This is a genomic window from Curtobacterium sp. MCBD17_003, assembly GCF_003234885.2.
In the GTDB taxonomy this organism is placed as follows: domain Bacteria; phylum Actinomycetota; class Actinomycetes; order Actinomycetales; family Microbacteriaceae; genus Curtobacterium.
Map to the genome: position 1 here is coordinate 3,136,434 of NZ_CP126275.1, position 26,670 is coordinate 3,163,103.

General features: G+C 73.5%; 28 protein-coding genes. 11 read left to right on the plus strand and 17 right to left on the minus strand.

All coding sequences use genetic code 11. The features are described from left to right. Positions 1 to 46: 46 nt before the first annotated feature. From DEI88_RS14860 to DEI88_RS14885, 6 genes are all read right to left on the minus strand, one after another. Complete coding sequence (locus DEI88_RS14860) at positions 47 to 1,435, minus strand: PfkB family carbohydrate kinase (RefSeq protein WP_111025782.1); 1,389 nt, start codon at positions 1,433 to 1,435, stop codon at positions 47 to 49. Then, the gene (locus tag DEI88_RS14865) at positions 1,432 to 2,070 is read right to left on the minus strand and encodes a D-sedoheptulose-7-phosphate isomerase (protein WP_111013017.1); all 639 of its coding nucleotides are present in this window, start codon (positions 2,068 to 2,070) and stop codon (positions 1,432 to 1,434) included. The genes DEI88_RS14860 and DEI88_RS14865 overlap by 4 nt, the downstream gene beginning before the upstream one ends. Beyond that, a complete protein-coding gene (locus DEI88_RS14870) occupies positions 2,067 to 3,377 on the minus strand; it encodes a glycosyltransferase (protein WP_111010655.1) in 1,311 nt (436 codons plus the stop codon). The genes DEI88_RS14865 and DEI88_RS14870 overlap by 4 nt, the downstream gene beginning before the upstream one ends. Continuing rightward, on the minus strand, positions 3,374 to 4,441 hold the full coding sequence (locus tag DEI88_RS14875) for a glycosyltransferase (RefSeq protein WP_111071856.1): 1,068 nt from the start codon (positions 4,439 to 4,441) through the stop codon (positions 3,374 to 3,376). Before DEI88_RS14875 ends, DEI88_RS14870 begins: the two co-directional genes overlap by 4 nt. A gap of 97 nt (positions 4,442 to 4,538) precedes the next feature. Continuing rightward, the gene (locus DEI88_RS14880) at positions 4,539 to 5,597 is read right to left on the minus strand and encodes a glycosyltransferase family 9 protein (protein ID WP_111013015.1); all 1,059 of its coding nucleotides are present in this window, start codon (positions 5,595 to 5,597) and stop codon (positions 4,539 to 4,541) included. After that, positions 5,594 to 6,217, minus strand: a complete 624-nt coding sequence (locus DEI88_RS14885) for a D-glycero-alpha-D-manno-heptose-1,7-bisphosphate 7-phosphatase (protein ID WP_111071857.1) — start codon at positions 6,215 to 6,217, stop codon at positions 5,594 to 5,596. Before DEI88_RS14885 ends, DEI88_RS14880 begins: the two co-directional genes overlap by 4 nt. A 102-nt stretch (positions 6,218 to 6,319) precedes the next feature. Between DEI88_RS14885 and DEI88_RS14890 the strand changes: the two genes are divergently transcribed. Continuing rightward, positions 6,320 to 7,288, plus strand: a complete 969-nt coding sequence (locus tag DEI88_RS14890) for a glycosyltransferase family 9 protein (RefSeq protein ID WP_111071858.1) — start codon at positions 6,320 to 6,322, stop codon at positions 7,286 to 7,288. A gap of 66 nt (positions 7,289 to 7,354) precedes the next feature. Then, positions 7,355 to 7,876: a DUF6328 family protein gene (locus DEI88_RS14895; protein WP_111013012.1), complete on the plus strand. Its 522-nt coding sequence runs from the start codon at positions 7,355 to 7,357 to the stop codon at positions 7,874 to 7,876. Between the two features lie 31 nt (positions 7,877 to 7,907). Here DEI88_RS14895 and DEI88_RS14900 read toward each other — a convergent pair whose 3' ends face one another. Together DEI88_RS14900 and ku are read right to left on the minus strand one after the other, a co-directional pair. Continuing rightward, positions 7,908 to 8,675: an SDR family NAD(P)-dependent oxidoreductase gene (locus DEI88_RS14900; protein ID WP_111071859.1), complete on the minus strand. Its 768-nt coding sequence runs from the start codon at positions 8,673 to 8,675 to the stop codon at positions 7,908 to 7,910. A 116-nt stretch (positions 8,676 to 8,791) separates the two neighbouring features. Continuing rightward, positions 8,792 to 9,799: a non-homologous end joining protein Ku gene (ku, locus tag DEI88_RS14905; RefSeq protein ID WP_111071860.1), complete on the minus strand. Its 1,008-nt coding sequence runs from the start codon at positions 9,797 to 9,799 to the stop codon at positions 8,792 to 8,794. Between the two features lie 141 nt (positions 9,800 to 9,940). Between ku and DEI88_RS14910 the strand changes: the two genes are divergently transcribed. Further along, the gene (locus tag DEI88_RS14910; RefSeq protein ID WP_181441210.1) at positions 9,941 to 10,564 is read left to right on the plus strand and encodes a helix-turn-helix domain-containing protein; all 624 of its coding nucleotides are present in this window, start codon (positions 9,941 to 9,943) and stop codon (positions 10,562 to 10,564) included. Next, positions 10,561 to 12,012 carry an MFS transporter gene (locus DEI88_RS14915; RefSeq protein WP_111071862.1) on the plus strand — a complete coding sequence of 484 codons (1,452 nt, stop codon included), beginning with the start codon at positions 10,561 to 10,563 and terminating at the stop codon, positions 12,010 to 12,012. Before DEI88_RS14910 ends, DEI88_RS14915 begins: the two co-directional genes overlap by 4 nt. Before the next feature lie 47 nt (positions 12,013 to 12,059). Here the strand turns inward: DEI88_RS14915 and DEI88_RS16405 are convergent, their stop codons facing one another. Then, positions 12,060 to 12,428 carry a type II toxin-antitoxin system HicA family toxin gene (locus DEI88_RS16405; RefSeq protein ID WP_349775205.1) on the minus strand — a complete coding sequence of 123 codons (369 nt, stop codon included), beginning with the start codon at positions 12,426 to 12,428 and terminating at the stop codon, positions 12,060 to 12,062. Next, complete coding sequence (locus DEI88_RS14925) at positions 12,343 to 13,083, minus strand: alpha/beta hydrolase family protein (protein WP_146242850.1); 741 nt, start codon at positions 13,081 to 13,083, stop codon at positions 12,343 to 12,345. The genes DEI88_RS16405 and DEI88_RS14925 overlap by 86 nt, the downstream gene beginning before the upstream one ends. A 135-nt stretch (positions 13,084 to 13,218) precedes the next feature. Here DEI88_RS14925 and DEI88_RS14930 point away from each other — a divergent pair, with 135 nt between their 5' ends. Next, on the plus strand, positions 13,219 to 14,109 hold the full coding sequence (locus DEI88_RS14930) for an SDR family oxidoreductase (RefSeq protein WP_111036211.1): 891 nt from the start codon (positions 13,219 to 13,221) through the stop codon (positions 14,107 to 14,109). A 2-nt stretch (positions 14,110 to 14,111) separates the two neighbouring features. Continuing rightward, positions 14,112 to 16,658 (plus strand): ATP-dependent DNA ligase, encoded by a 2,547-nt coding sequence (locus DEI88_RS14935; RefSeq protein WP_111071863.1) that lies wholly within the window; start codon positions 14,112 to 14,114, stop codon positions 16,656 to 16,658. Between the two features lie 4 nt (positions 16,659 to 16,662). On the opposite strand, the gene DEI88_RS14940 is transcribed toward DEI88_RS14935, so the two are convergent. The 4 genes from DEI88_RS14940 to DEI88_RS14955 form a co-directional block, all read right to left on the minus strand. Further along, a complete protein-coding gene (locus DEI88_RS14940) occupies positions 16,663 to 16,857 on the minus strand; it encodes a hypothetical protein (protein WP_111010638.1) in 195 nt (64 codons plus the stop codon). A gap of 104 nt (positions 16,858 to 16,961) precedes the next feature. Further along, on the minus strand, positions 16,962 to 17,903 hold the full coding sequence (locus DEI88_RS14945) for a sugar phosphate isomerase/epimerase family protein (RefSeq protein WP_111010637.1): 942 nt from the start codon (positions 17,901 to 17,903) through the stop codon (positions 16,962 to 16,964). Positions 17,904 to 18,017: 114 nt separating this feature from the next. Beyond that, positions 18,018 to 18,905 (minus strand): hypothetical protein, encoded by an 888-nt coding sequence (locus DEI88_RS14950; protein WP_111036214.1) that lies wholly within the window; start codon positions 18,903 to 18,905, stop codon positions 18,018 to 18,020. A 252-nt stretch (positions 18,906 to 19,157) separates the two neighbouring features. Further along, positions 19,158 to 20,036, minus strand: coding sequence for an aldo/keto reductase (locus tag DEI88_RS14955; RefSeq protein ID WP_111036216.1), 879 nt, complete (start codon positions 20,034 to 20,036; stop codon positions 19,158 to 19,160). Between the two features lie 329 nt (positions 20,037 to 20,365). Here DEI88_RS14955 and DEI88_RS14960 point away from each other — a divergent pair, with 329 nt between their 5' ends. Beyond that, positions 20,366 to 20,542 carry a twin-arginine translocase TatA/TatE family subunit gene (locus DEI88_RS14960; protein ID WP_258368642.1) on the plus strand — a complete coding sequence of 59 codons (177 nt, stop codon included), beginning with the start codon at positions 20,366 to 20,368 and terminating at the stop codon, positions 20,540 to 20,542. 24 nt (positions 20,543 to 20,566) lie between these two features. On the opposite strand, the gene DEI88_RS14965 is transcribed toward DEI88_RS14960, so the two are convergent. Together DEI88_RS14965 and DEI88_RS14970 are read right to left on the minus strand one after the other, a co-directional pair. Continuing rightward, the gene (locus DEI88_RS14965) at positions 20,567 to 21,274 is read right to left on the minus strand and encodes a ThuA domain-containing protein (protein WP_111036336.1); all 708 of its coding nucleotides are present in this window, start codon (positions 21,272 to 21,274) and stop codon (positions 20,567 to 20,569) included. A gap of 8 nt (positions 21,275 to 21,282) precedes the next feature. Further along, the gene (locus DEI88_RS14970) at positions 21,283 to 22,194 is read right to left on the minus strand and encodes an NmrA family NAD(P)-binding protein (protein WP_111036218.1); all 912 of its coding nucleotides are present in this window, start codon (positions 22,192 to 22,194) and stop codon (positions 21,283 to 21,285) included. A gap of 107 nt (positions 22,195 to 22,301) precedes the next feature. Between DEI88_RS14970 and DEI88_RS14975 the strand changes: the two genes are divergently transcribed. The 4 genes from DEI88_RS14975 (at position 22,302) to DEI88_RS14990 (ending at position 26,337) form a co-directional block, all read left to right on the plus strand. After that, positions 22,302 to 23,039 carry a TetR/AcrR family transcriptional regulator gene (locus DEI88_RS14975; protein ID WP_258371991.1) on the plus strand — a complete coding sequence of 246 codons (738 nt, stop codon included), beginning with the start codon at positions 22,302 to 22,304 and terminating at the stop codon, positions 23,037 to 23,039. Between the two features lie 74 nt (positions 23,040 to 23,113). Next, on the plus strand, positions 23,114 to 24,139 hold the full coding sequence (locus tag DEI88_RS14980; RefSeq protein ID WP_181435126.1) for a permease: 1,026 nt from the start codon (positions 23,114 to 23,116) through the stop codon (positions 24,137 to 24,139). Continuing rightward, positions 24,126 to 24,938, plus strand: coding sequence for a TIGR03943 family putative permease subunit (locus DEI88_RS14985; RefSeq protein ID WP_111036222.1), 813 nt, complete (start codon positions 24,126 to 24,128; stop codon positions 24,936 to 24,938). The genes DEI88_RS14980 and DEI88_RS14985 overlap by 14 nt, the downstream gene beginning before the upstream one ends. Then, on the plus strand, positions 24,928 to 26,337 hold the full coding sequence (locus DEI88_RS14990; protein ID WP_146242851.1) for a hypothetical protein: 1,410 nt from the start codon (positions 24,928 to 24,930) through the stop codon (positions 26,335 to 26,337). The genes DEI88_RS14985 and DEI88_RS14990 overlap by 11 nt, the downstream gene beginning before the upstream one ends. A gap of 10 nt (positions 26,338 to 26,347) precedes the next feature. On the opposite strand, the gene DEI88_RS14995 is transcribed toward DEI88_RS14990, so the two are convergent. Further along, on the minus strand, positions 26,348 to 26,665 hold the full coding sequence (locus tag DEI88_RS14995; RefSeq protein WP_111012994.1) for a hypothetical protein: 318 nt from the start codon (positions 26,663 to 26,665) through the stop codon (positions 26,348 to 26,350). Positions 26,666 to 26,670: the final 5 nt, after the last annotated feature.

Sequence of the window (26,670 nt, forward strand, 5' to 3'; positions counted from 1 at the left end):
TGCCGCGCCTCCCGGCCGGACGTGGTCGGGAGGGTGCGCGCTCGCGCTACCCGACGCGTTCGAGGGCGGCGGCGAGCCGCGTGGTGGAGCGTCCCGGGTGGAACGGCACGGTGACGACGCGGCCACCCCACTCGGCGAGGGTCCGGGACTCCGGGAGCTCGTCGGCGGAGTAGTCACCGCCCTTCGCCCAGACGTCGGGCTGGAAGCGGCGGAGGGCCTCGTCGGGCGTCGACTCGTCGAACACGATGACGGCGTCGACGCAGTCGAGCGCGAGGAGGAGCTCGACGCGGTCCTCCTGCGTCATGATCGGTCGGTCCGGGCCCTTGAGCCCGCGGACGGAGCTGTCCGAGTTGAGGCAGACCACGAGGCAGTCGCCCAGCGCTCGGGCGGCCGACAGCGTGCGGGCGTGGCCGGCGTGGAGCAGGTCGAAGCAACCACCGGTCGCGACCACGGTGCCACCCGCGGCGCGGACGTCGTGGGCGACCCGGATGGCGTCCCGGTCACTGCCCGGCACGGTGACCGGTGCGGGAGGCGCGAGAAGCGACGCGACGCCGCCCGCGGCCAGGTAGGCGGAGGCGTCGGCGACACCCGCCGCGACGGCGTCCTCGGTCGAGGCGCCCTGCGCGAGCGCGACGGCGACGCCGGCCGCGAGCCGATCACCGGCGCCACAGGGGTCGCCCGCGGTGACGGAGGGCGCGGGGACGAAGCGGGAGTCGCCGGCGTCGGTGCGGAGCAACGCGCCCTTCTCGCCCATCGTGACGGCGACCGCGTGGGCGGACCAGTCGGCGACGAGCTGCTCGCCGGCGGCCGTGGCGAAGGGCACGCCGGAGCCGGTCGCACCGGAGAAGCCCCGGGCCTCCGCGGCGTTCGGGGTGGCGACCGCGATGCCCGGGACCGGCTGCGCGCCCTTCGGGTGCGGGTCCCACACGACGGGGGTGGTCTCGGCGACGCGGGTCAGGGCCTCCCGGAGCGCGGGAGCGGCGGCGAGGCCACGGCCGTAGTCGGCGACGACGATCGCGTCGGCGCCCTCGAGCGCGGCGGTCATGTCCGCGGTCACATCCGGCACGGGCGGCGTCGCGCAGGCCTCGTCGATGCGGACGAGCGCGTGGTCGCCGACACGCACGCGGGTCTTGACGGGGGTCGCGACGCCGGAGTCCCCGGCGACGACGCGGACTCCGGGCATGCCGTCCCGGAGCTCGGCGCCCCGGTCGTCCTGGCCGAGGACGGTGACGAGCGTGACGTCGTGGCCGTCGCGCGCGAGCATGGTCGCGACGAGCCCGGCACCACCGGCGCGGCGGACCTCGTCCTGCACGTCGAGCACGGGCACGGGCGCGTCGGGGCTGAGGCGCTCCGAGGTCCCGGTGACGTCGACGTCGAGCAAGGTGTCGCCGACGACGACGATCCGCGTGCGGGTGGTGTCCGTGCGGGCGTTCATCGGCGGCCTCCCCGGAGTCCCTTGAGCGCGGGCTCCATGGCCCGGCAGAGTGCGTGCACGAGGACGAGCTGGGCCTCCTGCACGTTGGCGGAGGGCCCGTCGATGCAGATCGCGTCGTCGACGACCTCGGCGAGGGGGTTCGGGCGTGATCCGGTCATCGCCCAGGTGCGGACGCCGATCGAGCGGGCGGCACGGGCTGCGTTGAGCAGGTTCTCGCTCTTGCCGCTCGTCGAGAGCAGCACGAGGACGTCGCCGGCGCGGGCGTGCGCGTGCACCTGGCGGGCGAAGACGTGCTCGTAGCCGTAGTCGTTCCCGATCGCGGTGACCGCGGAGGACTCGGCGTGCAACGAGATCGCACTGAAGGCGGGACGGTCCCCGTCGAACCGGCCGACGAGCTCGCTCGTCAGGTGCTGCGCCTCCGCCGCGGAGCCGCCGTTGCCGGCCGCGAGGAGCCGCTGGCCCCGGCCGAGCCGCGACGCGAGGTCGTCGGCCCACGCCGCGATGTGGTCGCCGTGCTCGGCGAGGGACGCGATGACCGGGACGGACGCGGCGATGTGGTCGAGGACGAGCGACGCGCTCGAGGCCGGCTCGTCCGACGTCGGCCGTGCGGTGGTGGCGGGCAGGTCGATGGTCATCGGAGGGTCCTTCCGGCGGTGCCCAGGGGGGCGGGGTCGAGCGTGGGGACGGCACCGGCACGGCGACGTCCGGGACGGGTGGAACGGCGACCGGTGATGCGGTCGTACACCCGCTCGGAGTCGGTGGCGATGCGCGCCCACGAGTAGCGGGACTCGACCCGCTCGCGGCCGGCGCGGCCGAACGCCACGCGACGGTCGGGGTCGTCGAGGATCGCGGCGACGGCCTCGGCGACCGCGGCGGCGTCCCGCGGCGGCACGTGCAGGCCGGTGGCATCCTCGACGACGGTGTCGATGAGGCCGCCGACGCTCGACGCGACGACCGGGACGCCGCAGGCCATGGCCTCGAGCGGCACGATCCCGAACGGCTCGTACCACGGGGCGCACACGACGACGTCGGCGCTCCGGAGGACGGTCGGGATCTCGCGCTGGGACAGCTGGCCGCGGAACGTCACGTGGTCCCGCACGCCGAGCCGGGTGGCCAGGGCGTCGAGGCGCTGGTACTCCGGGTCGTCCACGAGGTCGGCCCCGGCGGTCCCCGCCCCACCGACGATGACGAGTTCGACGTCGCGGCCCGCGTGCACGAGGCGGGCGAGCGCGTCGATCGTCGTGCCGACGCCCTTGCGCTGCACGAGCCGGGAGGCCGTGACGACCCGGTGCCGTCGGCTGCGGACCTCGGTCAGGCCGTCCGGCGTGAACGCGTCGACGTCGACCCCGCAGGGCACCACCGAGATGCTGCGGTTCGGGATGCCGAGGGCCTTGAGCTCGAACGCCTCGTCGGAGCACGTCGCGATGACCTGGTCGGCGCGGCGCCCGACCTCCGGTTCGAGCCACTCGCGCTCGTTCGGGCTGGTGTCGGCCGAGCCCTGGTGGCGGCGCTTCACGACGCCGAGCGCGTGGTACGTGTGCACGACGGGGATGCGCGGTCCGTCGCTGTGGGCACCGAGCTGCTGTGCTGCGTCGAGGGCCGCGAGCCCGGACATCCAGAAGTGGCTGTGCACGATGTCGGGGCGGTCGACGGTCCACGCGGCGACGAGGAACGAGGCGAACTGCCCCATGTACTGGAGCAGGTCGTCCTTCGGCAGGCGTTCGGCCGGCCCGGCGTCGACGTGCACGACGTCCACACCGGGGCGGAGCGACACCCGGCGCGGCAGGGTCGCGTCGTCGCGCCGCGTGTAGACCGTCACCTGGTGCCCGCGGTCGGCGAGCGCCCCGGACAGGGCTGCGACGTGGACGTTCTGGCCGCCGGCGTCGACGCCCCCGAGCGTGGCCAGCGGGCTGGCGTGCTCCGAGACCATGGCGATCTTCATGCGCGGTTCCTTCCGTCGGTGCCATCGGCGACCGGGGCTGCGCCGACCAGGTCGGTGAGCGGTGCCGGGGCCGGTGCGGATCGGTGGTGTGCTGCGAGGTGACGCTCCTGCACGCCGTTGAGGAGGTCGTCCCAGTCGCCGAGGAACCGCTCCAGGGAGTGGCGCGCGAGCACGGCCTCCCGGGCGACGAGGCCGCGGCGACGCGCCTCGTCGGGGTCGGCGACCAGGTGTCGGGCGGTGGCGACGAGGTCTTCGACGTCGGTCGAGATCGCGCCGGCCTCGGCGGCGACCGCACGGGCCGCCTCGGTCGTGCCGAGGACGAGCACCGGCATCGCCATGTGCATCGCCTCGAGCAGGGACAGCCCGAGCGAGGTCCAGCGGTTGAGGTGCAGGTAGGCGCGGCGCTCGGCGAGCTGCGTGTGCATCGGGTCGGGCTTGACGTCCCCCATCACGCCGAGCCGGTCCGGACCGAGTCCGAGGGCGTCCGGGAGCTGGTCGGTGCCCATCCCGAACGCGTCGACGGGGGCGACCGCCGCGAACCGCGGCACGAGGTCGGTCCCGGCGACGCGCGTCCGGCGGACGGGCTCGTTGACCACGACCCCGAACCGCTCGAGCGTGCCGGTGTACCGCGGACCGGGGTCGACGACGCCGTGCTCGATCACCGTCGTGGCGGTCGTGCCGCAGTCCCACATGAGGGCGTTGAAGTGCGTGACGTGCGCGATGAGGACGTCGTCCCGGTCGCGCAGCGGGTGCAGGGACGCGGGGACGTCGACCCGCGGGGCGTTGTGCTCGACGAAGACCGCCGGGACGTCGCGGCCGAGACGGGCACCGAGCAGGCGTTCGGCCTCGGCGAGCTCTTCGGTGCGCTGCAGGACGACGACGTCGACGTCGGCGTCGCGCACGGCCTCCGGCGCGATCTCGACGACGTTCTCGGGCCAGAGCCGGTCGGCGCGACCGAGGCCCCAGGCGTCACGGGCGGGGGTGGTGGGGACCAGGTAGTCGTGCTGGCCCCGGACGAACGCGTCCATCCAGCCGCCGTGCACGTGCCACACCAGGATCCGCACGCCATACCTCCTGCTCGTCCGTCCCCGGCTGAGGGAACGCCGGGAATTCGGACGATACGCACTCCTCCTGCTGCTCGCCTCCCGGTGGGACTGCTTCTCAGGAGTGTTGTACCCCGGACGTGCCCCGTTCCCAGCCAGCGAGGCGCGCGCACGCGGCGACCACGGCCTCCGGGTCGACGGAGCGGAGGCACGGGTGTCCCGGCACCGGACACTCGCGGGCGCGGCTCAGTCGGCAGGGCGCCTGCTGGTCGCCGAGCAGTTCCACGGGCACGCCGTAGGGCGCCCACCGGACCGCGGGCACCACCGGCGAGAACAGACTGACGATCGGGACCCCGACGGCCGCGGCGAGGTGGGCCGGACCCGTGTTCCCGACGACGACGACCTCGGCGCCTGCGAGCACCGACGCCAGTGCCGCCGGGCTCGTCCGGCCCCCGAGGTCGATGCCCGAGGCCCCTGCGGCGGCGGCCGTGAGGTCACGCTCGCCCGGGCTGCCGGTCACGACCACGGTGTGTCCGAGGGCGGCGAGCCGCTCCACGAGCGCGGCGTGCAGGTCGACCGGCCACGACCGCGCCGGGACGCTCGCGCCGGGGTGGACCACGACGTACGGTCCGAGCCCGTCGAGCTCCGGGGGCAGGTCCGCCGGGTCGTGGACGACCGCGAGCCGACCGTCGTCCCCGTCCGGCAGCGCGTACCCCGCCGCTCGGGCGATCTCCAGCGCACGCTCGGGTTCGGGCTGGTCCTCGGGGAAGTCCTCGCCGGGCCGGAGTCGCACGTCGAGCAGTGCCCCCGCGTGGTCGACCGACGCCCCGGTGATCCTCGCGACCCCCGCCAGGCGGAGGAGGAGCGCGACCGGGAGGGGCGACTGGTGGAACGAGGTGAGGACGATGGCCTCGTCGGGCCGGGCCTCCTGGACGATCGCGTCGAACTCGGCGAGCATCGCGGCGTCGACCGGCCGGTCGGTCTCGGTGATCCAGGGACAGGCCCAGACCCGGAGCTCGTCCACGCCCGGCAGGAGCCGCCCCGCGGGAGCCCCCTGGGGGCCGCAGAGCATCCACACCTCGGTGTCCGGAGCCGCGGCGACGGCCCGGACCGCGGGTCCGCCGACGAGGACGTCTCCGAAGCTGTCGAGCCGGACGACGAGGACCCGGCGCGTCACCGCCCGGTCCCGGCGCGTTCCACCGCCGCGCGTTCCGCCCCGGCGCGCTCCGCCCGTGCGGCGAGGTCACCCTGGCGGCCGTGGCGCAGCGAGTGGAGCACGAGCGCGACCGCGTCGACGAGCGACTCCGTGGCGACGTCCGCCTCGTCGATCTCCTCGGCCCGGGTGACCTCGGTGGGAACGAGGATGCCGGCCGCTCCCGCGTTGCGCGCCGCGCCCATGTCCGCGCCGATGTCCCCGATGACGACGCACTCCTCGGGCGCGACGCCGAGGCGTTCCGCGGCGTTGACGACCATCCCCGGACGGGGCTTCCGGCAGTCGCAGTCGTCGTCCGGACCGTGCGGGCAGACCTCCCACACGTCGAACGGACCGATGAGCTCGTCCACCCGGGCGTTCACCGCGTCGACCTGGTCCCGGGTGGCGGTCCCCCGGGCGATCGCCGACTGGTTCGTCACGACACCGACCGCGACCCCCGCGGCACGGAGCGCTTGGACCGCGCGGCGGGCCCCCGGCACCGGCTCCACGAGGTCCGGGTCCGTGTTGTACGGGACGTCAACCACGAGGGTGCCGTCGCGGTCGAAGAGGACAGCGCGAGGGGGGCGGTGCGTGCGCAGGCTCATGCACCGATTCGTACCCGGTCCGGCCGGTCCCCGTCACGTGCCCGGCGCGTCGAGCGAGGCGGGGCGCGGGCGGGTGCCCGTCACGCCCGGTAGCGTCGACCCGTGCCCGCACTCCCCGCCCTGCCGCCGTCGGACGGCCGCCCCGAACTCGTCGTGCTCCGCGCGATCAAGCTCGGTGACATCCTCATCGCCGTGCCCGCGCTGCACGCCCTGCGCCGCGCCTACCCGGAGCACCGCATGACGCTCGCGACCACCGCGTGGCTCGCCCCGATCGTCGAGCTGCTGCCGGGGGTCGACGTGCACCTGGCGCAGCAGGGCCTCGACCACGACATGCCGATCGAACCCGGCACCGTCGACGTCGCGGTCAACCTGCACGGCTCCGGCGGGGAGTCCCGCGCGATCATCGCGCACCTGGAGGCCCGGCATACCATCAAGCACGCCGCGCACGGCGAGGACGGGCTGCCCTGGCTCGACGGCATGCACGAGCGGGAGCGGTGGATCCGCCTCGTCCGCGCCTTCGGGATCGAGGGCGACCCGGACGAGGTCGACATCCGCGTGCCGGACCTCGAGCCCGCGGTCCGGGACGCCGCCGTCGTGCACGTCGGCGCGTTCTACGGCGCGCGGCACTGGCCGGTCGAGCGGTTCGCCGCGGTCGCCCGTGCGCTCGCGGCCCAGGGACTCGACGTCGTCGTGACGGGAGGCGCGGACGACGTCGACCGCGCCACCGCCGTCGCCGAGGGGGCCGGCCTGGCACCGGCCGCCGTGCTGGCGGGCCGGCTCGACCTGCAGGAGTTCGCCGCGGTCATCGCCGCCGCGCACGTCGTCGTGACCGTCGACACGGGCGCCGCGCACCTCGCGTCGGCGTACCACGTGGCGAGCGTCGTGCTGTTCGGCCCGGCGCCGCCGGAGGAGTGGGGCCCGCCGGCCTCCGGTCCGCACGTCGTGCTGACGGACGCGAGCGTCCGCCGGGGTGACGTGTTCGCGACGGAGCCCGACCCGGCCCTCCTGGCGGTCACGGTCGACGACGTCCTGGAGGCGGTGGCGGAGGTCACGGCGCGCGTCGCGTCCTGACCGCGGGTCGGCACCAGCCGACAGCTGCGTCCGGTGCGGGCTCCCCCTCGGCTACCCTGGTCGGCCATGAGCACGACCGACGACGGAGCCGCGGATCGGGCACGCAACGAGACCCGGTCGGAGCGGTACGACCGGAACTGGCGCGACATGCAGCAGGAGCTGCGGATCGTGCAGACGGGCACGCAGATCCTCGCCGGGTTCCTGCTCACGCTGCCGTTCCAACAGCGCTTCAGCATCCTCGACGACGGCGAGGTCGCGATCTACCTCGTGCTCGTCATCCTCGCGGCCGGCATCACGATCCTGGCGCTGGGCGCGGTCTCGACCCACCGCCTCCTGTTCGGGCAGCGGCAGAAGCACGACCTCGTGCGCTTCGGCAACCGGATCCTCATCGCCTGTCTCGTCATGAGCGCGCTGCTGTTCGCCGGCACGGTCCTGTTCGTGTTCGACGTCGTCCTGGGACACACGATGGGTGTGATCGGCGGCGTCGTCGTGTTCGTCGCGACCGCGGTGCTCTGGATTGGTGTGCCCCTGGCGGCCCGGCGGACTCGCCAGGACGACCAGGAGGACGGCGAGGTGCCTCGGAGCTGATCGCGGCGGACCCGCCGTCAGAGCCCCGCGGTCAGAGCCCGACGCTGCCCTGCGAGATCCCACCGTCGACGGTGACCGTGGTGCTCGTCATGTACCCGGCCTTGCCGGACGCGAGGAAGACGACGACCTCGGCGATCTCCTTCGGCTCGGCGAGCCGACCGAGCGGGATCGCGGCGTCGAGCTGCTTGAGCTTGTCGGCGTCCGAGGTGGTCGCGGTGTTGATCGGCGTGTCCACGGCACCCGGCGCGATGTTCACCATGCGGATGCCGCGGGGCCCGAGCTCGACGCCACCGCTCCGGGCGAGCATCCGCATGCCGCCCTTGGCGACGCAGTAGGCGAGGTTGCCCGGCATCGGCCAGTCCTCGTGCACGCTCGAGATGTTGAGGATGAGCCCGCCGCCGCCCTGCGCCACGAACTGCTTCGCCGCCGCCTGCGAGCCGAAGAACGCGCTCTTCATGTTGATCGCCATGACGCGGTCGTAGCCCTCCTCGGTCTCCTCGAGCAGGGACTTGCGGTCCTCGACACCCGCGTTGTTCACGAGCACGTCGAGCCGCCCGTAGGTGTCGACCGCGGTCTGCACCATGCGGTGCAGGTCGTCGGCCTTCGTGATGTCCGCCTCGACGCCGACGGCCTTGCCACCGGCCTGCTCGATCTTCGCGATGAGGGCGTCCGTCGCCTCGGGGTGCACGACGTAGTCGATGACGATGTTGGCCCCCTCCGCGGCCGCGGCGAGGCAGATCTGCTCGCCGATCCCGCTGTTGCCACCCGTGACCACGATCGTCGTTCCGTCCAGCAACATCTCGGTCTCCTCGTTCCGTCGAGCTGTCGAGCAGACGCTCGGACCAGCGCCGCCGAACGTACGCGCGGAGCGCTGCCGCCCGACCTCGGGCGAGGGACGGTCGGGTGAAGGACCGCTCAGCTGGCCTTCTTCGAGCGGGACCGAGCGGCAGGGGCCTTCTTCTCGCCCTTCGCACCCGCGGTCGACGACGACGCCTTCGCGGCGGACGTCTTCGACGACGCCTTCGAGGCCGCCTTCCCGGCCGGTGCCTTGCGCCGCGGCTCGGGGTCGTCCTCGGCCGCGTCGTCGTCCGCCGCGTCGTCATCGGCCGATCGACCACCCCGGCTCGACCGGGAGGCGCGGTTCCGGTCGACCGACGCGCGCAACGCCGCCATGAGGTCGATGACGTCACCGCCGTCGCCCTCGTCCTCGTCCGGCTGCTCACCGAAGGTCGCGGCGGTGTCGACGTCGTCGCCCGCTTCGAGCTTCGCGTCGATGAGCTGCTGCAGCTGCTCCTGGTACTCGTCGGTGTACTTGCTCGGGTCGTAGTCGGTGGACATGCTGTCGACGAGTGACGACGACATCTTCAGCTCGTTCGCCGAGACCTTGACGTCCGTGTCGAGGGCCTTGAAGTCGGCTGCGCGGACCTCGTCCCCCCAGAGCAGCCCCTGCAGGACGAGGACGTCGTCGTGCACCCGAAGGGCACCGAGCCGGGTCTTCTGCCGGAGCGTGAACTGCACGATGGCGGTCCGGTCGGTGCGATCGAGGGTCTCGCGGAGCAGGACGTACGCCTTGGGCGACCGCGAGTCCGGCTCGAGGTAGTAGGACTTCTCGTACGAGATCGGGTCCACCTGGTCGCTCGGCACGAACTCGAGCACCTCGATCTCGTGGGACTGCTCCTCGGGCAGCGTCTTCAGGTCGTCCGCGGTGAGCACGACCGTCTTGTCGCCGTCGTCGTAGGCGCGCTGGATGTGCTCGTAGTCGACGTCGTGACCGAGCTCGCACACGCGCTTGTACCGGATGCGGCCGTTGTCCTCGTCGTGGACCTGGTGCAGCGCGATGTCGTGGGTCTCCGTCGCCGCGTAGACCTTGATCGGCACGTTGACCAGCCCGAACGCGATGGAGCCCTTCCAGATCGACCTCATGGGGCCATGATGCCCGTGCTCGGGTCAGGGCGCACCGGTTCTCCGCGGACCACCAGCGGGAGGGGATCTGAAAGGCCCTTGCAGATCAGCGGGATGGACCGTACAATCCGAAAGACTCTTTCAGACCAGGACGGAGCACACGTGGACGAGCACGAGCAGGCCGACCGGACCCCGAGGGCGGAACACCGCCCGGACATCAGCGACCCCGCCGTCCTCGACGCACTCGCTCACCCCGTGCGCCTCGACGTCCTCGCCTACCTCATGTCCGCCGGACCGGCGACCGCCTCGGAGTGCGCTCGTGCGGTCGGGGACTCGCCCTCGAACTGCAGCTACCACCTCCGCGTCCTCGCCGCGCACGGACTCGTCGAGCCTGCGCACGGCACCGACGGCCGGACACGCCCCTGGCGCGCGACGATCACCGGGTTCACGAACGACGACACCGACCCCGCCGACCGTGTCGGCCTCGACGCGATGCTCGCCGCGGCGCTCCAGCTCGACCACCAGCTGGCACGCGAGCACCTCCGCACCCGGGACACGCTCCCCGAGGTCTGGCGGTCGGCGGACGTGCACGCCCAGTACGGACTCCGGATCACCCCCGACGAACTCGCCGACATCGTCGCCAGGATCGACGCGATCGTGCGCCCGTACATCGCGCCGATCCGCGAGGTCGCGCCCGACGACGCCGCGCACGTCCACCTGACACTCACCGCCTTCCCGCGGCCCGGCTTCGACCCAGCCGCCGCACGGTCCGGCCCCGCCGCATGACCACCCGCACCGCGCCCCGGCCGGGAGGCCCGGCACCAGGCCGCCTCGCCGGCTCCGCGCTCGCGGTCCCCGCGTTCCGACGCCTGTGGACCGCGGGCGTCGTGTCCGACGGCGGAGACTGGCTCCTGTTCATCGCGCTGCCGCTCGTCGTCCTCCGGCTCAGCGGCTCGGCGCTGACGACGTCCGTCGCGTTCCTCCTCGAACTGCTCCCACCGATCCTCCTGGCACCGGTGGTGCCACGGATCCTCGCCCGGACGGACCCCCGGCGGCTGATGGTGACCGTGAACGTCGTCCAGGCCTGCGGGCTGGTGCCGCTGCTCCTGGTGGGTGGGAAGGGCCTGCCGGCCGGCACCGCGCTGACCGTCGTGTGCGCGGTGATCGTGCTGCAGGCGGTGTGCAGTGCGGTGTTCGAGCCCGCGAAGAACACACTGCTCCCGACGCTCGTCGGTCCCGACCGCGTGGTGTCCGCCAACGCGCTCGTCGGGCTGAACCAGGACGTCGGCCGGCTGGTCGGCGGGCCGCTCGGCGGCGTGCTCCTCGTCGTCGGGGACCTGCCGCTCGTGGCGGGCGTGGACCTCGCCACGTACGTCGTGTCGGCCGTCGTGCTGGCGGGGCTCCCGCGACCCGGGCCGGCAGTGGCGCCGACGGACCACGCCGTCCGCGCGGCAGGTGCGGCCGGCGCGGCGGAGGCGCCCGGCGCGGCGGAGGCGCCCGGCGCGGCGGAGGCGGCCGGCGCGGCGGAGGCGGCCGGCGCGGCGGAGGCGGCCGGCGCGGCGGAGGCGGCCGGCGCGGCGGAGGCGGCGGTCCGTGTCCCGGCGTCGTCCGCGTCGCGGCGTCGTCCGCAGGGCCTCCTCCGCGCATTCCGCGACCCCGCCACGCGCGGCGCACTCGCCGTCGTCACGACCGCATCCATCGCCCAGGGGATGTTCGTCGTCCTCTTCGTGTTCTTCGTGCGCGACCGGCTCGGCGGCTCGGACGCCGACGTCGGCCTGCTCCGGGGTGTCCAGGCGGTCGGTGCGATCGGCGCGGGCCTCGTGCTCGCCGCGATCGCCGGTCGGGTCCGCGTCCGTCGGATCGCACTGCTCGGACTCGTCGGGTTCGCCGGACTCACCGTCGTCGCCTGGAACGCGTCGTTCGCGACGCACGCGCTCTGGCTGTACGTCGTGCTCTTCGCCCTGGTCGGTGCTCCGGGGGTCGTCATGGGGTCCGGGCTCACGAGCCTGCTGCAACTGGGGGCGTCGGCTGCGGCACGGCCTGCCGTGTTCGCCGCGCTCGGTCTCGGCGTCGCGGTCGGGCAGGGCGTCGGCCTGGTCGCGGCTGGAGCGCTCCAGGCCGTCGTCGGCACGATGCCGTTGCTCGAGGTCCAAGCCGGCGTGTACGTGCTCGCGATGGCGCTCGGGTTCGTGACGCTCCCCCGTGGCGCCGACATCGCCCGCAGGGAGCGTTGACCGGACCAGCGCGATGATCGGCTCGCCTCCCAGCGGGCTCGGCGACGTCAACTCCGGGAGTTCCACGGTCCACCACGCCCCGTCGGGCCGAGCCGCGGTAGGAGGATCACAGAGCCTGCGGGGTTCCGCCAGACCTCGTGACTGCCCTTGCCCTGACGGGCGATGACCCACCCGTGCTCCCGGAGGAACCGGGCCACGTCGCGGTCCTTCTGGGGTTTCGGCACCAGGCTATCTACGGCCGTTGCCGATGCCGACACATCACATTCCACCGCGGTGTGGACAGCTGCTGCAGAGACTTCACTGGTGAGGAACCGGATCGCTCCGCCCGCGTCAGGCTGCCGCGCGGATCTCCTCGAGCGCCGCCAGCAGCGCGGCGAAGGCCGGGTGCGCGGGGTCGATGACGTCCATGTGGTCACCGGGGACCACGCGGACCGAGGCGTCCTGTCCGGCCGCTCGCGCCGCGGCGACGTACGCGTCGGACTGGTTCATGGGGACGACGTCATCGCGGTCGCCGTGGACGATGCGGACCGGCAGCTCCGGGACGACCCGCGTCGCCGGGTCGGCCGCCGCGTACCGGTCGGGGTGGGCCGCGGACGTGCCGCCGAGGAAGTCCACCACCGCGCCACCGCCGATGCGGTCCGCTTCGCCGAGCCGCAGGTCGAGCGCGCCGGCCAGGCTGACGGCGCCCTCGAGCGGCAGCACGGCGTCCGGGCGGGACAGCGCCCACACCGCGAGGTGACCGCCCGCGCTGTGGCCGACCGTCAGGACCGGTCCCGGGTCGACGGCCAGTGACGCGGCGACGACGACGAGGTGCTCGATCGCGGCCGCGGTGTCGTCGAGCGTGCCCGGCCAGCCGCCACCGTTCGGCAGCTGCCGGTACTCGATCCGCCACACGTTCCAGCCCCGGCCCACGAGGGCCTCGGCGAGCGGGACGGGTCCGTCGAAGTACTCCGGAGTGCCCCGCCAGAAGCCGCCGTGGATCAGGATGACCGTCCCGCGTGCCGGGGCCTCGGCGACGTGGAACACGCCGTACTGCATGGGATCGTCGCCGTACTCGGAACGCTCTGGCATGGACACGACGGTACTCGGGGCGCGCCCTCTCCCCACCGGTCCTGCACACGCCGGAGCGCCACCCGCTCCCCGTCGTGCGACCGATCGCGCCGGAGGCTCCGAGCAGCGACCACATCCGGCGTGTTCGATGGCCGCATGAGCCAGCTCGACAAGCAGGACCCCCGGACACAGTTCCCCCAGCCCCCGTACCCGCCGCAGTCGCAGGAGCTCCCGGGCGGCACGAACGCGATGGACCCGAAGCCGGACCACGGCGAGACCAGCTACGTCGGCACCGGCCGGATGCCCGGCTACCGAGTGCTCGTGACCGGTGCCGACTCGGGCATCGGCCGGGCCGCGGCGATCGCGATGGCGAAGGAGGGCGCGGACGTCGCCCTGAACGCGCTGCCCGAGGAGCAGGAGGACCTCGAGGAGGTCCGCGACGTCATCGGCGACCTCGGACGCAAGGCGGTGATCCTGCCCGGGGACCTCACCGACGAGGCCACGTGTGAGCGGATCGTGGCCGAGGCGGTCAGCATCCTCGGAGGCCTCGACTCGCTCGTGCTCGTGGCCGGCCACCAGAAGGTCAACGAGGACATCACGACGACGAGCACCGAGGACTTCGACCTGACGGTCAAGGTGAACCTCTACGCCATGTTCTGGCTCTGCCGGGCCGCGGTCCCACACATGGCCCCCGGCTCGACCATCGTCACCACCGCCTCCGTCGCGGCGTACCAGCCGCAGACCCGGCTCCTCGACTACGGCATGACCAAGGCCGGCATCATCACCTTCACGAACGGCCTCGCCGGTCAGCTCGCGAGCAAGGGCATCCGCGCGAACTGCATCGTCCCCGGGCCGATCTGGACCCCGTTGCAGCCCGCGTCGTACGACAGCGCCGAGATCGAGCACTACGGCGAGGGCACACCGTTCGGGCGGCCGGGCCAACCGGTCGAGCTCGGAGCGGCGTACGTGCACCTGGCCGGCCCCGAGTCGAGCTACACGTCCGGGTCGACGCTGACGATCGCGGGGGCGACGGGCATGGCGCTGTAGCGATGGCCGGGACGACGACGCGCGGCCGGACGATCACGGTCGGCGACCGCCGCATCACGCTGACGAACCTGGACAAGGTGCTCTACCCGGAGACGGGGACGACGAAGGGCGACGTCATCGCCTACTACGTCGAGGTGGCGCCGTGGATGATCCCGCACGCGAAGGACCGCCCACTGACCCGGAAGCGCTGGGCGAACGGCGTCGAGGGCTCCGTGTTCTTCGAGAAGAACCTGCCTGACAGCGCCCCGGACTGGATCCGCCACCGGGTCGTCCACCACAAGGACCACGACATCGAGTACCCGCTGCTCGACGACGTCGCGACCCTGACCTGGGTCGCCCAGCAGGCCGCCCTCGAACTCCACGTGCCGCAGTGGCGATTCGACGCCGACGGCACGCCCATGCGCCCGGACCGGCTGGTCCTCGACCTCGACCCGGGCGAGGGTGTGGGCCTCCGCGAATGCGTCGAGGTGGCGCACGCGGCCCGGGAGCTCCTGCACGGTGCCGGCCTCGAACCGATGCCCGTCACGAGCGGCAGCAAGGGGATCCACCTGTACGCGGCGCTCGACGGCTCGTCGACGTCCGCGCAGGTCAGTGAGGTGGCGCACGAACTCGCCCGCGCACTCGAACAGGACATGCCGGACCTCGTGCTGTCGCAGATGTCCCGCGCCGCCCGGAACGGCAAGGTGTTCGTCGACTGGTCGCAGAACAACGGCAACAAGACCACCATCGCCCCGTACTCGCTCCGTGGTCGCGCCCAGCCGACGGTGGCCGCGCCCCGCACCTGGGACGAGCTCGACGACCCCGACCTCCGGCACCTGACGATGGCCGAGGTCGTCGAGCGCCTCCACACCATCGGCGACCCCCTGCACCCGGTCGCCGCCGCCGCACTCGCGGTCGGGAGGCCCGACCACGGCCACTGGGAGAGCAACCGGAACCCGGACGGCTCGTTCAAGGAGGACGAGCCGAACCGCGCGCACCGGACCGAGCAGCCGGGAGGCGCGGCACCGGACCGCCTCGCCACCTACCGCTCGATGCGCGACGCCTCCCGGACGCCGGAGCCCGTGCCGCAGGGCGCCCCGACCGTCCGCACCGACGGTCGGCCGACGTTCGTCATCCAGGAACACCACGCGAGCCGGCTCCACTACGACTTCCGACTCGAGCACGACGGCGTGCTCGTCAGCTGGTCCCTGCCGAAGGGCGAGCCCGAGGACCCGGGCCAGAACCACCTGGCCGTGCAGACCGAGGACCACCCGCTCGAGTACGGGGGCTTCGAGGGCACGATCCCGAAGGGCGAGTACGGCGGCGGCAGCGTCACCATCTGGGACCACGGCACGTACGAGCTCGAGAAGTGGCGCGAGGGCCAGGAGGTCATCGTCACCCTGCACGGCGTCGGCCGCGGGACCCGCCGACTCGCGCTCCTGCACACCCGCGGGCGCGGCGGGGACGAACGGAACTGGCTGATCCACCGGACGAAGCAGCAGCCCGAGGGGCTCGACCACGGCGACGCCGAGGTGGGGGCGACGTCCGCGCCGGAGTCCCCCCGGTCCTCCCGACCGCCCGCGGCGACGGCGCCGCCAGCGGACACCGACGCGACCGAGCGGTTCCGTCCGATGCTCGCGAGCCCGGCGAAGACCCCGGGCGCGCTCACGCCGGACCGGTGGGCCTTCGAGATGAAGTGGGACGGCATCCGTGCGATCGCCGAGGTCCGCGACGGACACGTCCGCCTGACCAGCCGGAACGGGAACGACCTGACGAGCCAGTACCCCGAACTCCGTGCCCTCGCCGACCAGGTCGGGGTCGACGCGGTCCTCGACGGCGAGATCGTCGCACTGGACGACCGTGGCCGTCCGGACTTCAGCGACCTCCAGAACCGCATGGGGCTGTCGCGCGCCCGGGACGTCGAGCACGGGATGCGCACCACCCCGGTGCGGTTCGAGGTGTTCGACGTGCTCGAGGCGGACGGGCACGACCTGACGCGCGTTCCGTACGACCACCGCCGGGAGGCACTGGCCACCGTCGTCGAGCCCGGGGGCCCGATCGACGTCCCCCCGGCCGTCGACGGAACGCTCGACGACGCCATGGACGAGAGCCGTCGCCGCGGCCTGGAGGGCGTGGTCGCCAAGCGACGCGACTCCCGCTACTCGACCGGCCGCCGCTCCGATGCCTGGGTGAAGATCAAGCACCACGCCACGCAGGAGGTCGTGGTCGGCGGTTGGAAGCCCGGCACCGGACGCCGCGCGGGCGGGGTGGGTTCGCTCCTCCTCGGGATCCCCGACGGGGACCGCCTGCGCTACGTCGGCAAGGTGGGCACCGGGTTCCGGGACCGCGACCTCGACGAGATCGAGGCGGTCCTCGGCCCCCTGGCCCGCGCCGACCCGCCCTTCGCCGACGTGCCCCGGGCGGACGCCCGGGATGCGCGATGGGTCGATCCCGTCCGGGTCGGCGAGGTCGAGTTCGCGGAGTGGACGAACGGCGACCGGCTGCGGCAGCCCTCGTGGCGGGGATGGCGGACGGACAAGGACCCCGGGGACGTGGTCCGCGAGTCCTGACGGGTCAGGCGCCGGGAGCGGGTTCCTCCGCAGCGGCACCGCCACCGGTCACCGGCAGTCCCGAGTCGTCGCCGGTCTGGTCGTCCTCGGTGGGCTCCAGCCGTTCGGCGACGAAGTGCTTCGCGTCGTCGATGGCGTCCTGGCTCCGCTGCAGCGGGCGCTCGTCGGCCTGCTCGGCGGGGTGCTGGTCGTCGCTCATGTGGGCCTCCTGATCGTCGGTCTGGATCCCCGTCGACGCTACGCGGGCCGACACGGCCGTGCCCGTGTCGGCGCGCTCGGGCGCGTCGGACGAGCGCGCCCGCGTCAGATCGGTGTGTACGGCAGGTCGGCGTCCACCGCCGAGGCGGGCGCGGACGACGAGGGCATCGGTGGCGCGGCGGGCGCCCCGATCGCGTCGGCCGCGTCGAGGACCGCCCGGCTCGCCGCGGCCGCCGTCCGCAGGGCGTCCGCCGCGGACATGCCGTCGGTCACCGCGGTCCGGACCTCGACGCCCCAGGGCTCACCGTGGCCGAGCTCGCGGGCGACGTGCACGAACGCGGGGAGGTCCCCCAGGCCGCCACCGGGGAGCGCGCGTCGGTCTCCGGCCCGTGTCGACACCGAATCGGGGCCGGCGGCGTCCGAGAGCTCGACGGCGAACAGGAACGCGGGGTCGATGGCGGCGCGGAGGGACGCGACGGTGGAGCCGCCGGCGACGGCGTGGGCGATGTCAAGCACGAGGCCACCGTTCGGGTGCCCCGCCTGCTGGACGAACCGCGCCGCACGTTCCGTGGTGCCGAGGTTCGACGTCGGGGCTGCCGACAGCACGACCTGCGCCCCGACCTGCTCCGCCTGTGCGGCGAGGGCGAGCCAGTCGTCGGCCATCGTGGTGGGGGAGGTCATGGGCGTCGTCGTGTCCGCGGCGACGACGATCTGCGCCGCCCCGAGCGCGGCCGCCGCCTCGAGCACGACCATCCGGTCCAGGTCGCTCAGGGCGCGTCGGTCCCCCGTCGTCCACCAGTCCTCGAGCGTCCCGAGCTGGACCCAGACCAGGCCGACGTCGTCGAGGACCCGGCGCAGTGCCTCCAGGCCGATCGTGACGCGCGTCTCGTGGAGGTCCTCGAGTCCCAACCCGATGCCGGAGAACCCGGCCCGGGCGACCGCCCGGATGCGCTCGGCGACGGGGAGCGCGCCGAGCGCGTCCGTCCCCGAGCGCGCGTCCGCGACCGCGGGTGCCCAGCACCGCGCGAGCAGGTCGTGTTCCTCCATGTCGACCCTCCGTCCGTGCGCCTCCGGCGTCGTGGCCTTGCTACTCCCCACGCCTCGGGAGCACCCCCAGGAGCCGGACCCGCTGGGGCGGCCGGAGACGACGGGGAAGGCGCCTCACGGCAGCACGATGCGGAGCACGCCGGGTCGACCCGCCGGCACGACCGTCAGTCGCACGCCGCCCGCGTCCGCGAGGAACACCTCGTCGACGCCGGGAGCACCGATCGACGCGGTCCGGTCGGCGCCGACGTGCCAGGTCTGGTCCGCGCTGCCGTCCGGGTCCCGCAGGTCGACGACCGGGTCCGCCCACGGGCTCGACGGGCGGATGCGCGTGAGGCAGCGTCCGGCGTCGTCGTGGATCGACCCGATCGCGTCGGCGACCGGCCCCGGGTCGAACGGGAACCGGAAGCACGCCGCTGCCGCCAGAGCGTCCGCGAGGGGACCCCGCGCGGCGACGACGCCGTCGGGCCCGATCGCGACGTGGACGCCGTTCGCGTCGTCGCGGAGCACGAACGGGCGCGGGCGCGGCGGTTCGACCACCGTGAACACGCCCCGACCGGTCGAGCCGGACGCCGTGTGCCGTCCGACGACCGCGAAGACGCCGGGCACGGTCCCCGCGCCGAGTCCGGCGCAGCGTGCGATGCCGGCCGCGTCGGTCCGGAGCGTCCGGATGGTGGCGCCGTCCTCGAACGTGGGCCCGGCGCCCTCGACCACGGCGAGCACCTCGGCTTCGACCGGGACGCCCTCGCGGGTGAGTCGCAGCGCCACGTCGCTCAGGTCGGCTCCGGTCGGGCGGGTGGTCGGCTCGGGGACCATGACGTCGAGCGTGTGCGTCGGGCTCGACGCGTGGGCCGGCGTCGCGACGACGACGCCGATGGCGGGGAGGCCCCAGGCGGCCCCGAGGAGGAGCCGACGTCGTCCGGGCCCCGGTCGTCTGCGGGTCGCGGTGACGGCGTCCGTGTCCGTGTCCGCGTCCGTGTCCGTGTCCGTGCCCGTGTCCACCATGTCGTCCCCCTCCGTCCCCGGCTCCCCCGCCGGGCATCGACGCTGCAGCGCCCTCCGCGCTGGCGGGACGTGTCTAGCGGACGGCGCGCCACGCGGCGTCCGGGCGCACGCCACGGCGGCTCGGCACGCCCCGCCGCTCATCCACCGGTTCACCCGGCGGGTGACGCAGTGATCCGGGACAGGACGACGGACGGGAGGGACGGGGCGAGCCGCCACCGTCCCTCCCGTCCGTCGTCCTGGAGCGGAGCGCGCTTACGCGCCGGCCTTCGAGAGGGCCTCGAACTCGTCGTCCGTCAGGTCGATGAGCGCGCCCGCGAGGTTGTCCTCGAGGTGGGCGACGCTCGACGTGCCCGGGATCGGCAGCATCACCGGCGAGCGCTTGAGCAGCCACGCGAGCGCGAGCTGCGAGGGGCTCGCGTCGTGCTGCTTCGCGAGCTCGGACAGCGGGCTGCCCTCGCCCGAGAGCTGCCCGGTCGCCAGCGGGAACCACGGGATGAACCCGATGCCCTGCTCCTCCGACCAGTCGAGCAGGTCCTCGGAGGACCGGTTCGACAGGTTGTACAGGTTCTGCACGGTGACGATCGTGGCGATCTCCTGCGCCGCCTTCACCTCGTCGACACTGACCTCGCTGAGGCCGATGTGACGGATCTTGCCCTCGTCCTGGAGCTTCGCCAGCTCGCCGATCTGGTCCTCGAGCGGGACCTTCGGGTCGATGCGGTGCAGCTGGAAGAGGTCGATGCGCTCGAGGCCGAGGCGGCGGAGGCTCATCTCGGCCTCCTGGCGCAGGTACTCCGGGCGGCCGACCGGCGGCCACTCGTTCGGGCCGGTCCGGGTGAGGCCGGCCTTCGTGGCGATGACGATGTCGTCACCGTAGGGGTGCAGGGCCTCGCGGAGGAGCTCCTCGGCGACGTACGGACCGTAGCTGTCCGCCGTGTCGAAGAAGTCGACCCCGAGCTCCACGGAGCGCTTGAGGACGCGGATCGCCTCGTCGTGGTCCTTCGGCGGTCCCCAGACGCCGGGGCCGGTCAGCTGCATCGTGCCGTAGCCGAGGCGGTGCACCTCGAGGTCACCGCCGATGCGGAAGGTGCCGCTCGCTGCGGCGGGGCGGTTCGAGTCGGTTGCGGTGGTCATGCTCAGGGGTTCTCCCTCTCGTCGACGGTCCGGGTGCTCCGTCGTCGACGGACTCCCCGGGGGTACCGCGGTCCGGTGTACTCCTGGTGCACCGTCCGTGCCTGGGGCAACGTGTCGCCCGTCGGTGCATTCCCCGGGCGCGAGCCGCGCGTGGCGGGTGAGACGGCCGAGCGGGCGGCTGCCGACGGTGGTGACCGGGCGGGTGATCTCCTGCTGCTGACGCCCGGACCCCCGGCGGAACGCCAGGCGCGGCCCCAGGGCGGACCTACCGTCGTGCAGGACCCGGCGCGACCGCCGCGTCCGCTGACCGGAAGGGAACGCCTGTGTTCATGGGCCTCACGGGACTCCACCTGCTCATCATCGTCGGCGTGGTGGTCCTGCTGTTCGGCGCCACCCGGCTGCCTGCGCTCGCGAAGGGCCTCGGCGCGTCGCTGCGGATCCTCAAGCAGGAGAGCCGGGCGGACGACCATGCCGAGGTCACGCCGCGGGACGAGGACGGGGCCTGACCGCTCCCTGCCGCCGCCCGTTCGTCACCGGCTCGCCCACCGGATGCCGCGCTCGACGATGGTCCGGACGCTCGGGTGCGCGAGGACCTCGCGGTCGTGGCCCGGTGTCGCGACGAACACCCGTCCGGCGCCCCACTCGCGGGTCCACACCGCGGGACACGTCACCGGTCGGTGCCACGGGTCGCCCGGCCGGGCCGCCAGGGTCGTCGTGGCGAGCACGTCCGAGGAGCCATCGGTCAGCACCCAGTACTGCTCGGTGGTCAGCGTGAAGTCGTCGAGCCCGGCGACGATCGGGTGGTCCCGGCGATCCGGCGCGATGACGATCTGGTGCTCGATGAAGAAGTCGGCGCCGTCGTCCCGCCGATCAGCGACCGGTTTGCCCGGGTGCGTGGCGAACTGCCCGCCGACGAGGTGCAGGTAGTCGGCGCTCGCCCGGAAGGAGTCCACGACGCCGCCGTGCCAGCCCGCCAATCCCGTGCCCCGCTCGACGGCGGCGGCGAGGCCCCGGACGGCCGCGTCACTCGCGGTGCCCATCGACACGCACTGCAGGACGAGGTCGACCGCAGCCATCACGGACTCGTCGGCGTAGACCTCCGGGTCGTCCTCGATCCGCACCTCGTACCCCGTGTCGCGGAGGAACGGGAGGAACGCGTCCGTCGCCGCGACGGGATGGTGGCCGGGCCAGCCGCCGCGGACGACGAGCGCGTGCTTGGTGACGTCGATGTCGGACATGGTCCCGATCATGGCCTGCCCGGACGGATGGCGTCCGTCCCGGGCTCTCCCGTCCTCGCGCACCGAGCGGTGACGACCTCCCGGAGCACGTCCTGCGCGGACCTCGGCGCGCGGCCCAGGAGCTCCCCGAGCATCGGGTCCGTCCCCGCGAACCACCCCTGTTCCGCCGCCAGGTACATGCCGAGCAGGAACCGCACCATCGGCTCCTGCTGTCCACCGGCCACGGCACGCTCGACCCAGACGTCGTCATCGACGACCTCGAACCGGACCTCGTTCCCGACGAGGTCCGAGGCGGTCCGGGTGAGGTCGGCGAACGTCGGCGCCTCCGGAGCGGTGATGGTCACGGGGCCCTCGACGGGTTCGTCGAGCAGCAGGATCGCTGCGGCCGCCTCGGCTGCGTCCTCGCGCGCGGTCCACGACACCGGACCGTCGGCCGGGATCGACACCACGCCGGTCCGCTGCCACGGTCCCAGGAGCCATTGCAGGCTGTGGGCGTAGAAGCCGTTCCGGAGCGACGTCCAGGGCAGCCCGGACGACGCGAGCATGTCCTCGGTCGCGGCGTGGTGTCGCGCCGGCACGAACGGCGACGCTGCACCGGCACCCTGATGGCTGGTGTAGAGCACGTGCCCGACCCCGGCGGTGATCGCCGCCTCCACGGCGTTCCGGTGTTGGCTGATCGTGTCGCCCGCCGGGTCGTTCGACGAGACCAGGAGCAAGTGGTCCGCGCCGGCGAAGGCCGCCGGCAGCCCCGCCGGATCGTCGTAGTCGCCCTGGCGGACCGTCACGCCGCGCTCGGCGAAGCGTGCGGCCCTCGCCGGGTCGCGCGTGACGACGGTCAGTTCCGACGCGGGGAGGTGCCGGAGCAGGTGGTCGACGGTCGCGCCGTTCAGGGCGCCGGTCGCCCCGGTGATGGTGATCATGGTGGATCCCTCTCATATCGATGGAAACGCTGTGTCCGTATCATTGGAAACACCACCACCGTAGCAACAGGATCACGTCGGAAGCAACGGCGCGTTATCGTCGATACGTGGACGACGCCCCCGAGCCCCGCCTCGACGTGCGGATGCGCATCGTGACCGCAGCCGCCGAGCTCCTGCGCGACGAAGGCGCCGTCGCTGTCACCACGAGAGCGGTGGCCGAGCGAGCTGGCGTCCAGGCTCCGACGATCTACCGGCTCTTCGGCGACAAGGACGGGTTGCTCGACGCGGTCGCCGAGCACGCGATGACCACGTTCAGCGCGACGAAGGCCGCAGCCGTCGACGCGGTCACCGGTGTCGACCCCGTCGCGGACCTCCGCGCGGGTTGGGCGATGACCATCGCGTTCGGACTCGCCAACCCGGATCTGTTCGTGATCATGAGCGACCCGCGTCGAGGGCGGGACTCCCCCGCGGTCGCCGCCGGGATCCGGCTGCTCGAGGAGCGTCTCCGTCGGGTCGCCGCGGCCGGGAGGCTCGCGGTGCGCGAGCGGGACGCGGTCCGGCTCATGCACGCGGCCGGCTTGGGCGCCGTGCTCGCCATCCTGGACGAGCCGGCGGACGAGCGCGACCCGCGGTTGGCCGACGTCGTCTTCGACGCCGTCATGACGCAGGTCCTGGCTCCGGAGCCGGCTGACGAGGGTCCCCGAGGCACGTCCGGTGTCCGGACCGCCGCCATCACCCTCCGTGCCTCCATCGACGAGCTCGGCGCACTCTCGTCGGCCGAACGGGGCGTGCTCGCCGAGTGGCTCGACCGGATCGTCGACCACGACCCGCCCACGTCGCGGTAGCACCGGGCCGGCCGGAGCCCGGCCCGCCCGCGGTTCTGCCGAGCCGGGATGGCCCGCCTGCCTATCCTGACCCGGTGACGAGTTCCCCCGTCCGCGTCCCCCGGTCGCGGTCCCGGTCCCGGGCCGGCTCGGGCCCCGTGCTCGTGCTCGTGCTCGTCGGTGCGCTCCTCGCCGCGCGGGTGGTCACCACCGGCGACAGCACCGCCGGGCTGCCCGACGAGCTGCAGGACTTCCTGACGCTCGCGATCAGCGTCGTGGTCGAGTCGCTGCCGTTCGTGGTGCTGGGGATCCTCCTGTCCATCGTCGTCGAGGTGTGGGTGCCGCACGGCGTGCTGGAACGGGTCCTGCCGGCACGCCCGGTCCCGCGTCGGGCGGTGATCTCCCTGATCGGCATGCTCTTCCCGGTGTGCGAGTGCGGGAACGTCCCGCTGGCGCGAGGGTTGATGCTGCGCGGGTTCTCGCCAGCGGAGGCGACGACGTTCCTCGTCGCGGCGCCGATCCTCAACCCGCTCGTCATCGTCAGCACGGCGCAGGCGTTCGGGTGGTCGGGATGGATCCTGCCCGTCCGGATCATCGGCGGCTTCGTCGTGGCGAACGTCGTCGGATGGGTCGTCGCAGCGCACCGCCGACCCTCCGAGCTCCTGGTGCCCGCGTTCGAGGCCCGGTGCCGTGTGGAGGCCGGCGGGCAGGCGCGTGGGAGCCGGTGGGCGGAGAGCGCATCGCACTTCGGCGGCGAGACGGCGACGATGATGCCCGCGCTGTTCGTCGGGGCAGCGGTCGCCGCCGCGATCCAGGTCGCGGTGCCCCGGAGCACGCTCATCGCGATCGGCAGCGACCCGGTGCTGTCGGTCCTGGCGATGATGCTGTTGGCGATGACGGTGTCGCTCTGCTCGAACGTCGACGCCTTCTTCGCACTCTCGTTCGCCTCGACGTTCCTGCCCGGGTCGATCACGGCGTTCCTGCTCATCGGGCCGATCATCGACGTCAAGATGATCGCGCTGCTCCGCACCACCTTCCGCACCCGGTTCATCGGCGCACTCGCCGTCATCTGCGTGCTGTTCGCCGCATCCGTGGGGTTGGTGATGGATGTCCTCGTCTGAACGTCGACGGGTGCTGTTCGGGCTCGGCTCGGTGCTCGCGCTCGCCGTCGCCACACTCTGGCTCGGAGCGGCCGGTCATCTCGACCTCTACATCAATCCGCGGTACGGGGTGTTCACGATGGCGCTCGCCGCCATCGCGGTCGTCGCCGCCGCGGCCGGTCTGTCGGCGGTCGCACGGCAGACCGCGCACCCACACCTCGAACGGGGTCATGGGCACGGCGACGACGTGACGGTCGTGCCCGACGGCAGCAGCGGGCGGGGTGCTGCACGGTCCCTGCGCGTCGTGGCGGTCGCCGTCGCAGTGGTCGTCACGGTCGGCATCAGCACGGCGATGTTCGTGCTCCCGCCGACGACGCTGTCGGCGCGGACGGCCCAGCAGCGCAGCGTCGACTCGGGCAGCCTCTCGACCGCCACGGGCTCCGGCGGCGCCGTCGCGTTGCTCGGCAGCGGCTCCGTCGACACGTCGGAGTACGGCGTGAAGGACTGGGCCGCGCTCATCCGTCAGACGACGGACACGAGCGCCCTCGTCGGGAAGCGCCTCCGCCTCACGGGGTTCGTCGTGCCCGACACGGACGGCGGCTTCACGCTGACCCGGTTCGTGATCAGCTGTTGTGCCGTCGACGCCCAGCCCGTCGGCGTGGGCGTGGTCACGGACGGATCCGTGCCGGCGGCGAACCAGTGGGTGACGGTGTCCGGCGCGCTCGCGGCGAACCCGGATGCCGGGTCCGACGTCCCGCTGGTGATCCGCGCCGCCACGGTCGAGCAGGTGCAGCGACCATCGGATCCGTATGAGTACTGACGTCCGCGGTACTCCTGCCCCCGGCCGCCCCCTCCGACGCCGATTCGTCGCGGTCGTCGCGGTGCTCGCGCTGATCGGAGCCCTGGCGGCGATCGTCGGGTCGCATCAGGGCCCGCGCCTCCGCTCCGTGTCGTACTCGGCGACCGACCTCGTCTCCCGTCCCGCGCAGCGCCTGATCCTCACCGCGAACCAGGCACTGCAGCGGGTCGCACCGTCCGACGTCGTCGTGTCCCCCGCCGCAGCGCACACGGTGACCTCGAGCGGGAACACGGTCGCGGTGCAGTTCGACGGCCCGTTGGCGTACGACCGCACCTACGCGGTCGTCGTGCGGCACGTCCGGGCGCCGGGGCAAGCCGCGACGTCCGACCTGCGCACGACCATCCACACGGGCACCACCGACGTCCTCGCGCTCGTCCCGGGCACGAACGGTGCACACGATCGCATCGTCAGCCGTGGCCTCGCCACCGGGGGCACGGACACCGTGTTCCAGGGCACCGGCATCACCGGGTTCGCACGCCTCGCCCGGTCCCTCGTCGTGCTCAGCGACACGGCCGACGGCACCTCGAGCATCGACATCGTGCCGCTCGCCGACGGGCGGCAAGACCCGGCCGTCCCGGTCGAGCACATCACCATGCCCAGCGCACGGGGGCACGCGTCGGCGCTCCACGCCGCCGACGACGGCGCGTCGTTCGGCTTCGTGTACGCCGACACGACGACGGGTCGCTCGCAGGACGTCGGGCTCTACGACGTCGACCTCACCGGCACGCACATGCCGACCGCGATCGCGGCGGACGGGAGGCCCACCACGGGTGCCACCCCGATGACGGTGCGCCAGTGGGCGTACGTCCCGCGGACCGAGAGCGCGCTCGTCAGGACGACCGATGACGGCCTCGTGCTCGTGGACATGAGCGGACGGACCGACGCGGCGCGGCTCGGGTCCGCGACGTACGTCCACGGCTTCGTGGGAACCGGCACGACCGCCGTCGTGGAGACCGGGGACGCCATCGTCCGGCTCGACCTGACCGACGGCGACCGGGCCGCCCTCACGGCACCGGCCGCGAGCACCAGGGCGCAGTACCTGGGGCGGATCGCCGCGCTCACGGACTCCTCCTACGTCCGCCTCGTCGGCGACGTCCGCGCGGACGGGACCATCGCCGCCCGACTCGTCCGCGTCGACGGGGAGCACGTCTCGGACCTGGAGGTCCACATCCCGTCCGACGCCAGCGTCACCGCGGTCTGTCCCTCACCGAACGGTCAGTTCCTCGCGATCACCACGCGGGCGGCCGACTCGTCGTTGGTGAGCGTCGTCGACGCCACGTCCGGCGCCCTCGAAGCGAGCCTCGACGGCGTGACCCTCGACTGGTGTGCCGCGCTCCCCTCCAGCGCCGACGCCGGGTGACGGTCGGGGCTCACGTCGCGTCGACCCCGTCAGGGGCCTCGATGACCTCGACCGAGGCCACCGAGAACCCGAGGGGCACTTGTCCCAGCGCGCTCAACAGTGCGCCCCGGGCGTCGGCGCTCTCGGCCTCGATGAGTCGTCGCTCGCTCGACACGACGACGAGCCGCACCCGATGCGTCGTCGACGGAGCGCTCCCGTGATGCTCCGGCGTCCGTCGCGGACCGTCGAGTCCGGCCGGACGAGGAGGTACCGGCAGCGGCGGACCCGGCACGCGGCCGCCGAACATCCGCGTGATCACCGCCCCGAACCGGGTTCCGCTGCGCGCCATACGAC

Excerpts from the sequence above, each read along its gene's own strand:
- DEI88_RS14860 (WP_111025782.1), bottom strand. The coding sequence starts at position 1,435 with ATGAACGCCCGCACGGACACCACCCGCACGCGGATCGTCGTCGTCGGC.
- DEI88_RS14865 (WP_111013017.1), bottom strand. The coding sequence starts at position 2,070 with ATGACCATCGACCTGCCCGCCACCACCGCACGGCCGACGTCGGACGAG.
- DEI88_RS14870 (WP_111010655.1), bottom strand. The coding sequence starts at position 3,377 with ATGAAGATCGCCATGGTCTCGGAGCACGCCAGCCCGCTGGCCACGCTC.
- DEI88_RS14885 (WP_111071857.1), bottom strand. The coding sequence starts at position 6,217 with ATGAGCCTGCGCACGCACCGCCCCCCTCGCGCTGTCCTCTTCGACCGC.
- DEI88_RS14895 (WP_111013012.1), top strand. The coding sequence starts at position 7,355 with ATGAGCACGACCGACGACGGAGCCGCGGATCGGGCACGCAACGAGACC.
- DEI88_RS14900 (WP_111071859.1), bottom strand. The coding sequence starts at position 8,675 with ATGTTGCTGGACGGAACGACGATCGTGGTCACGGGTGGCAACAGCGGG.
- ku (WP_111071860.1), bottom strand. The coding sequence starts at position 9,799 with ATGAGGTCGATCTGGAAGGGCTCCATCGCGTTCGGGCTGGTCAACGTG.
- DEI88_RS14915 (WP_111071862.1), top strand. The coding sequence starts at position 10,561 with ATGACCACCCGCACCGCGCCCCGGCCGGGAGGCCCGGCACCAGGCCGC.
- DEI88_RS14925 (WP_146242850.1), bottom strand. The coding sequence starts at position 13,083 with ATGCCAGAGCGTTCCGAGTACGGCGACGATCCCATGCAGTACGGCGTG.
- DEI88_RS14930 (WP_111036211.1), top strand. The coding sequence starts at position 13,219 with ATGAGCCAGCTCGACAAGCAGGACCCCCGGACACAGTTCCCCCAGCCC.
- DEI88_RS14935 (WP_111071863.1), top strand. The coding sequence starts at position 14,112 with ATGGCCGGGACGACGACGCGCGGCCGGACGATCACGGTCGGCGACCGC.
- DEI88_RS14940 (WP_111010638.1), bottom strand. The coding sequence starts at position 16,857 with ATGAGCGACGACCAGCACCCCGCCGAGCAGGCCGACGAGCGCCCGCTG.
- DEI88_RS14945 (WP_111010637.1), bottom strand. The coding sequence starts at position 17,903 with ATGGAGGAACACGACCTGCTCGCGCGGTGCTGGGCACCCGCGGTCGCG.
- DEI88_RS14950 (WP_111036214.1), bottom strand. The coding sequence starts at position 18,905 with ATGGTGGACACGGGCACGGACACGGACACGGACGCGGACACGGACACG.
- DEI88_RS14955 (WP_111036216.1), bottom strand. The coding sequence starts at position 20,036 with ATGACCACCGCAACCGACTCGAACCGCCCCGCCGCAGCGAGCGGCACC.
- DEI88_RS14960 (WP_258368642.1), top strand. The coding sequence starts at position 20,366 with ATGGGCCTCACGGGACTCCACCTGCTCATCATCGTCGGCGTGGTGGTC.
- DEI88_RS14965 (WP_111036336.1), bottom strand. The coding sequence starts at position 21,274 with ATGTCCGACATCGACGTCACCAAGCACGCGCTCGTCGTCCGCGGCGGC.
- DEI88_RS14970 (WP_111036218.1), bottom strand. The coding sequence starts at position 22,194 with ATGATCACCATCACCGGGGCGACCGGCGCCCTGAACGGCGCGACCGTC.
- DEI88_RS14985 (WP_111036222.1), top strand. The coding sequence starts at position 24,126 with ATGTCCTCGTCTGAACGTCGACGGGTGCTGTTCGGGCTCGGCTCGGTG.
- DEI88_RS14990 (WP_146242851.1), top strand. The coding sequence starts at position 24,928 with ATGAGTACTGACGTCCGCGGTACTCCTGCCCCCGGCCGCCCCCTCCGA.
- DEI88_RS14995 (WP_111012994.1), bottom strand. The coding sequence starts at position 26,665 with ATGGCGCGCAGCGGAACCCGGTTCGGGGCGGTGATCACGCGGATGTTC.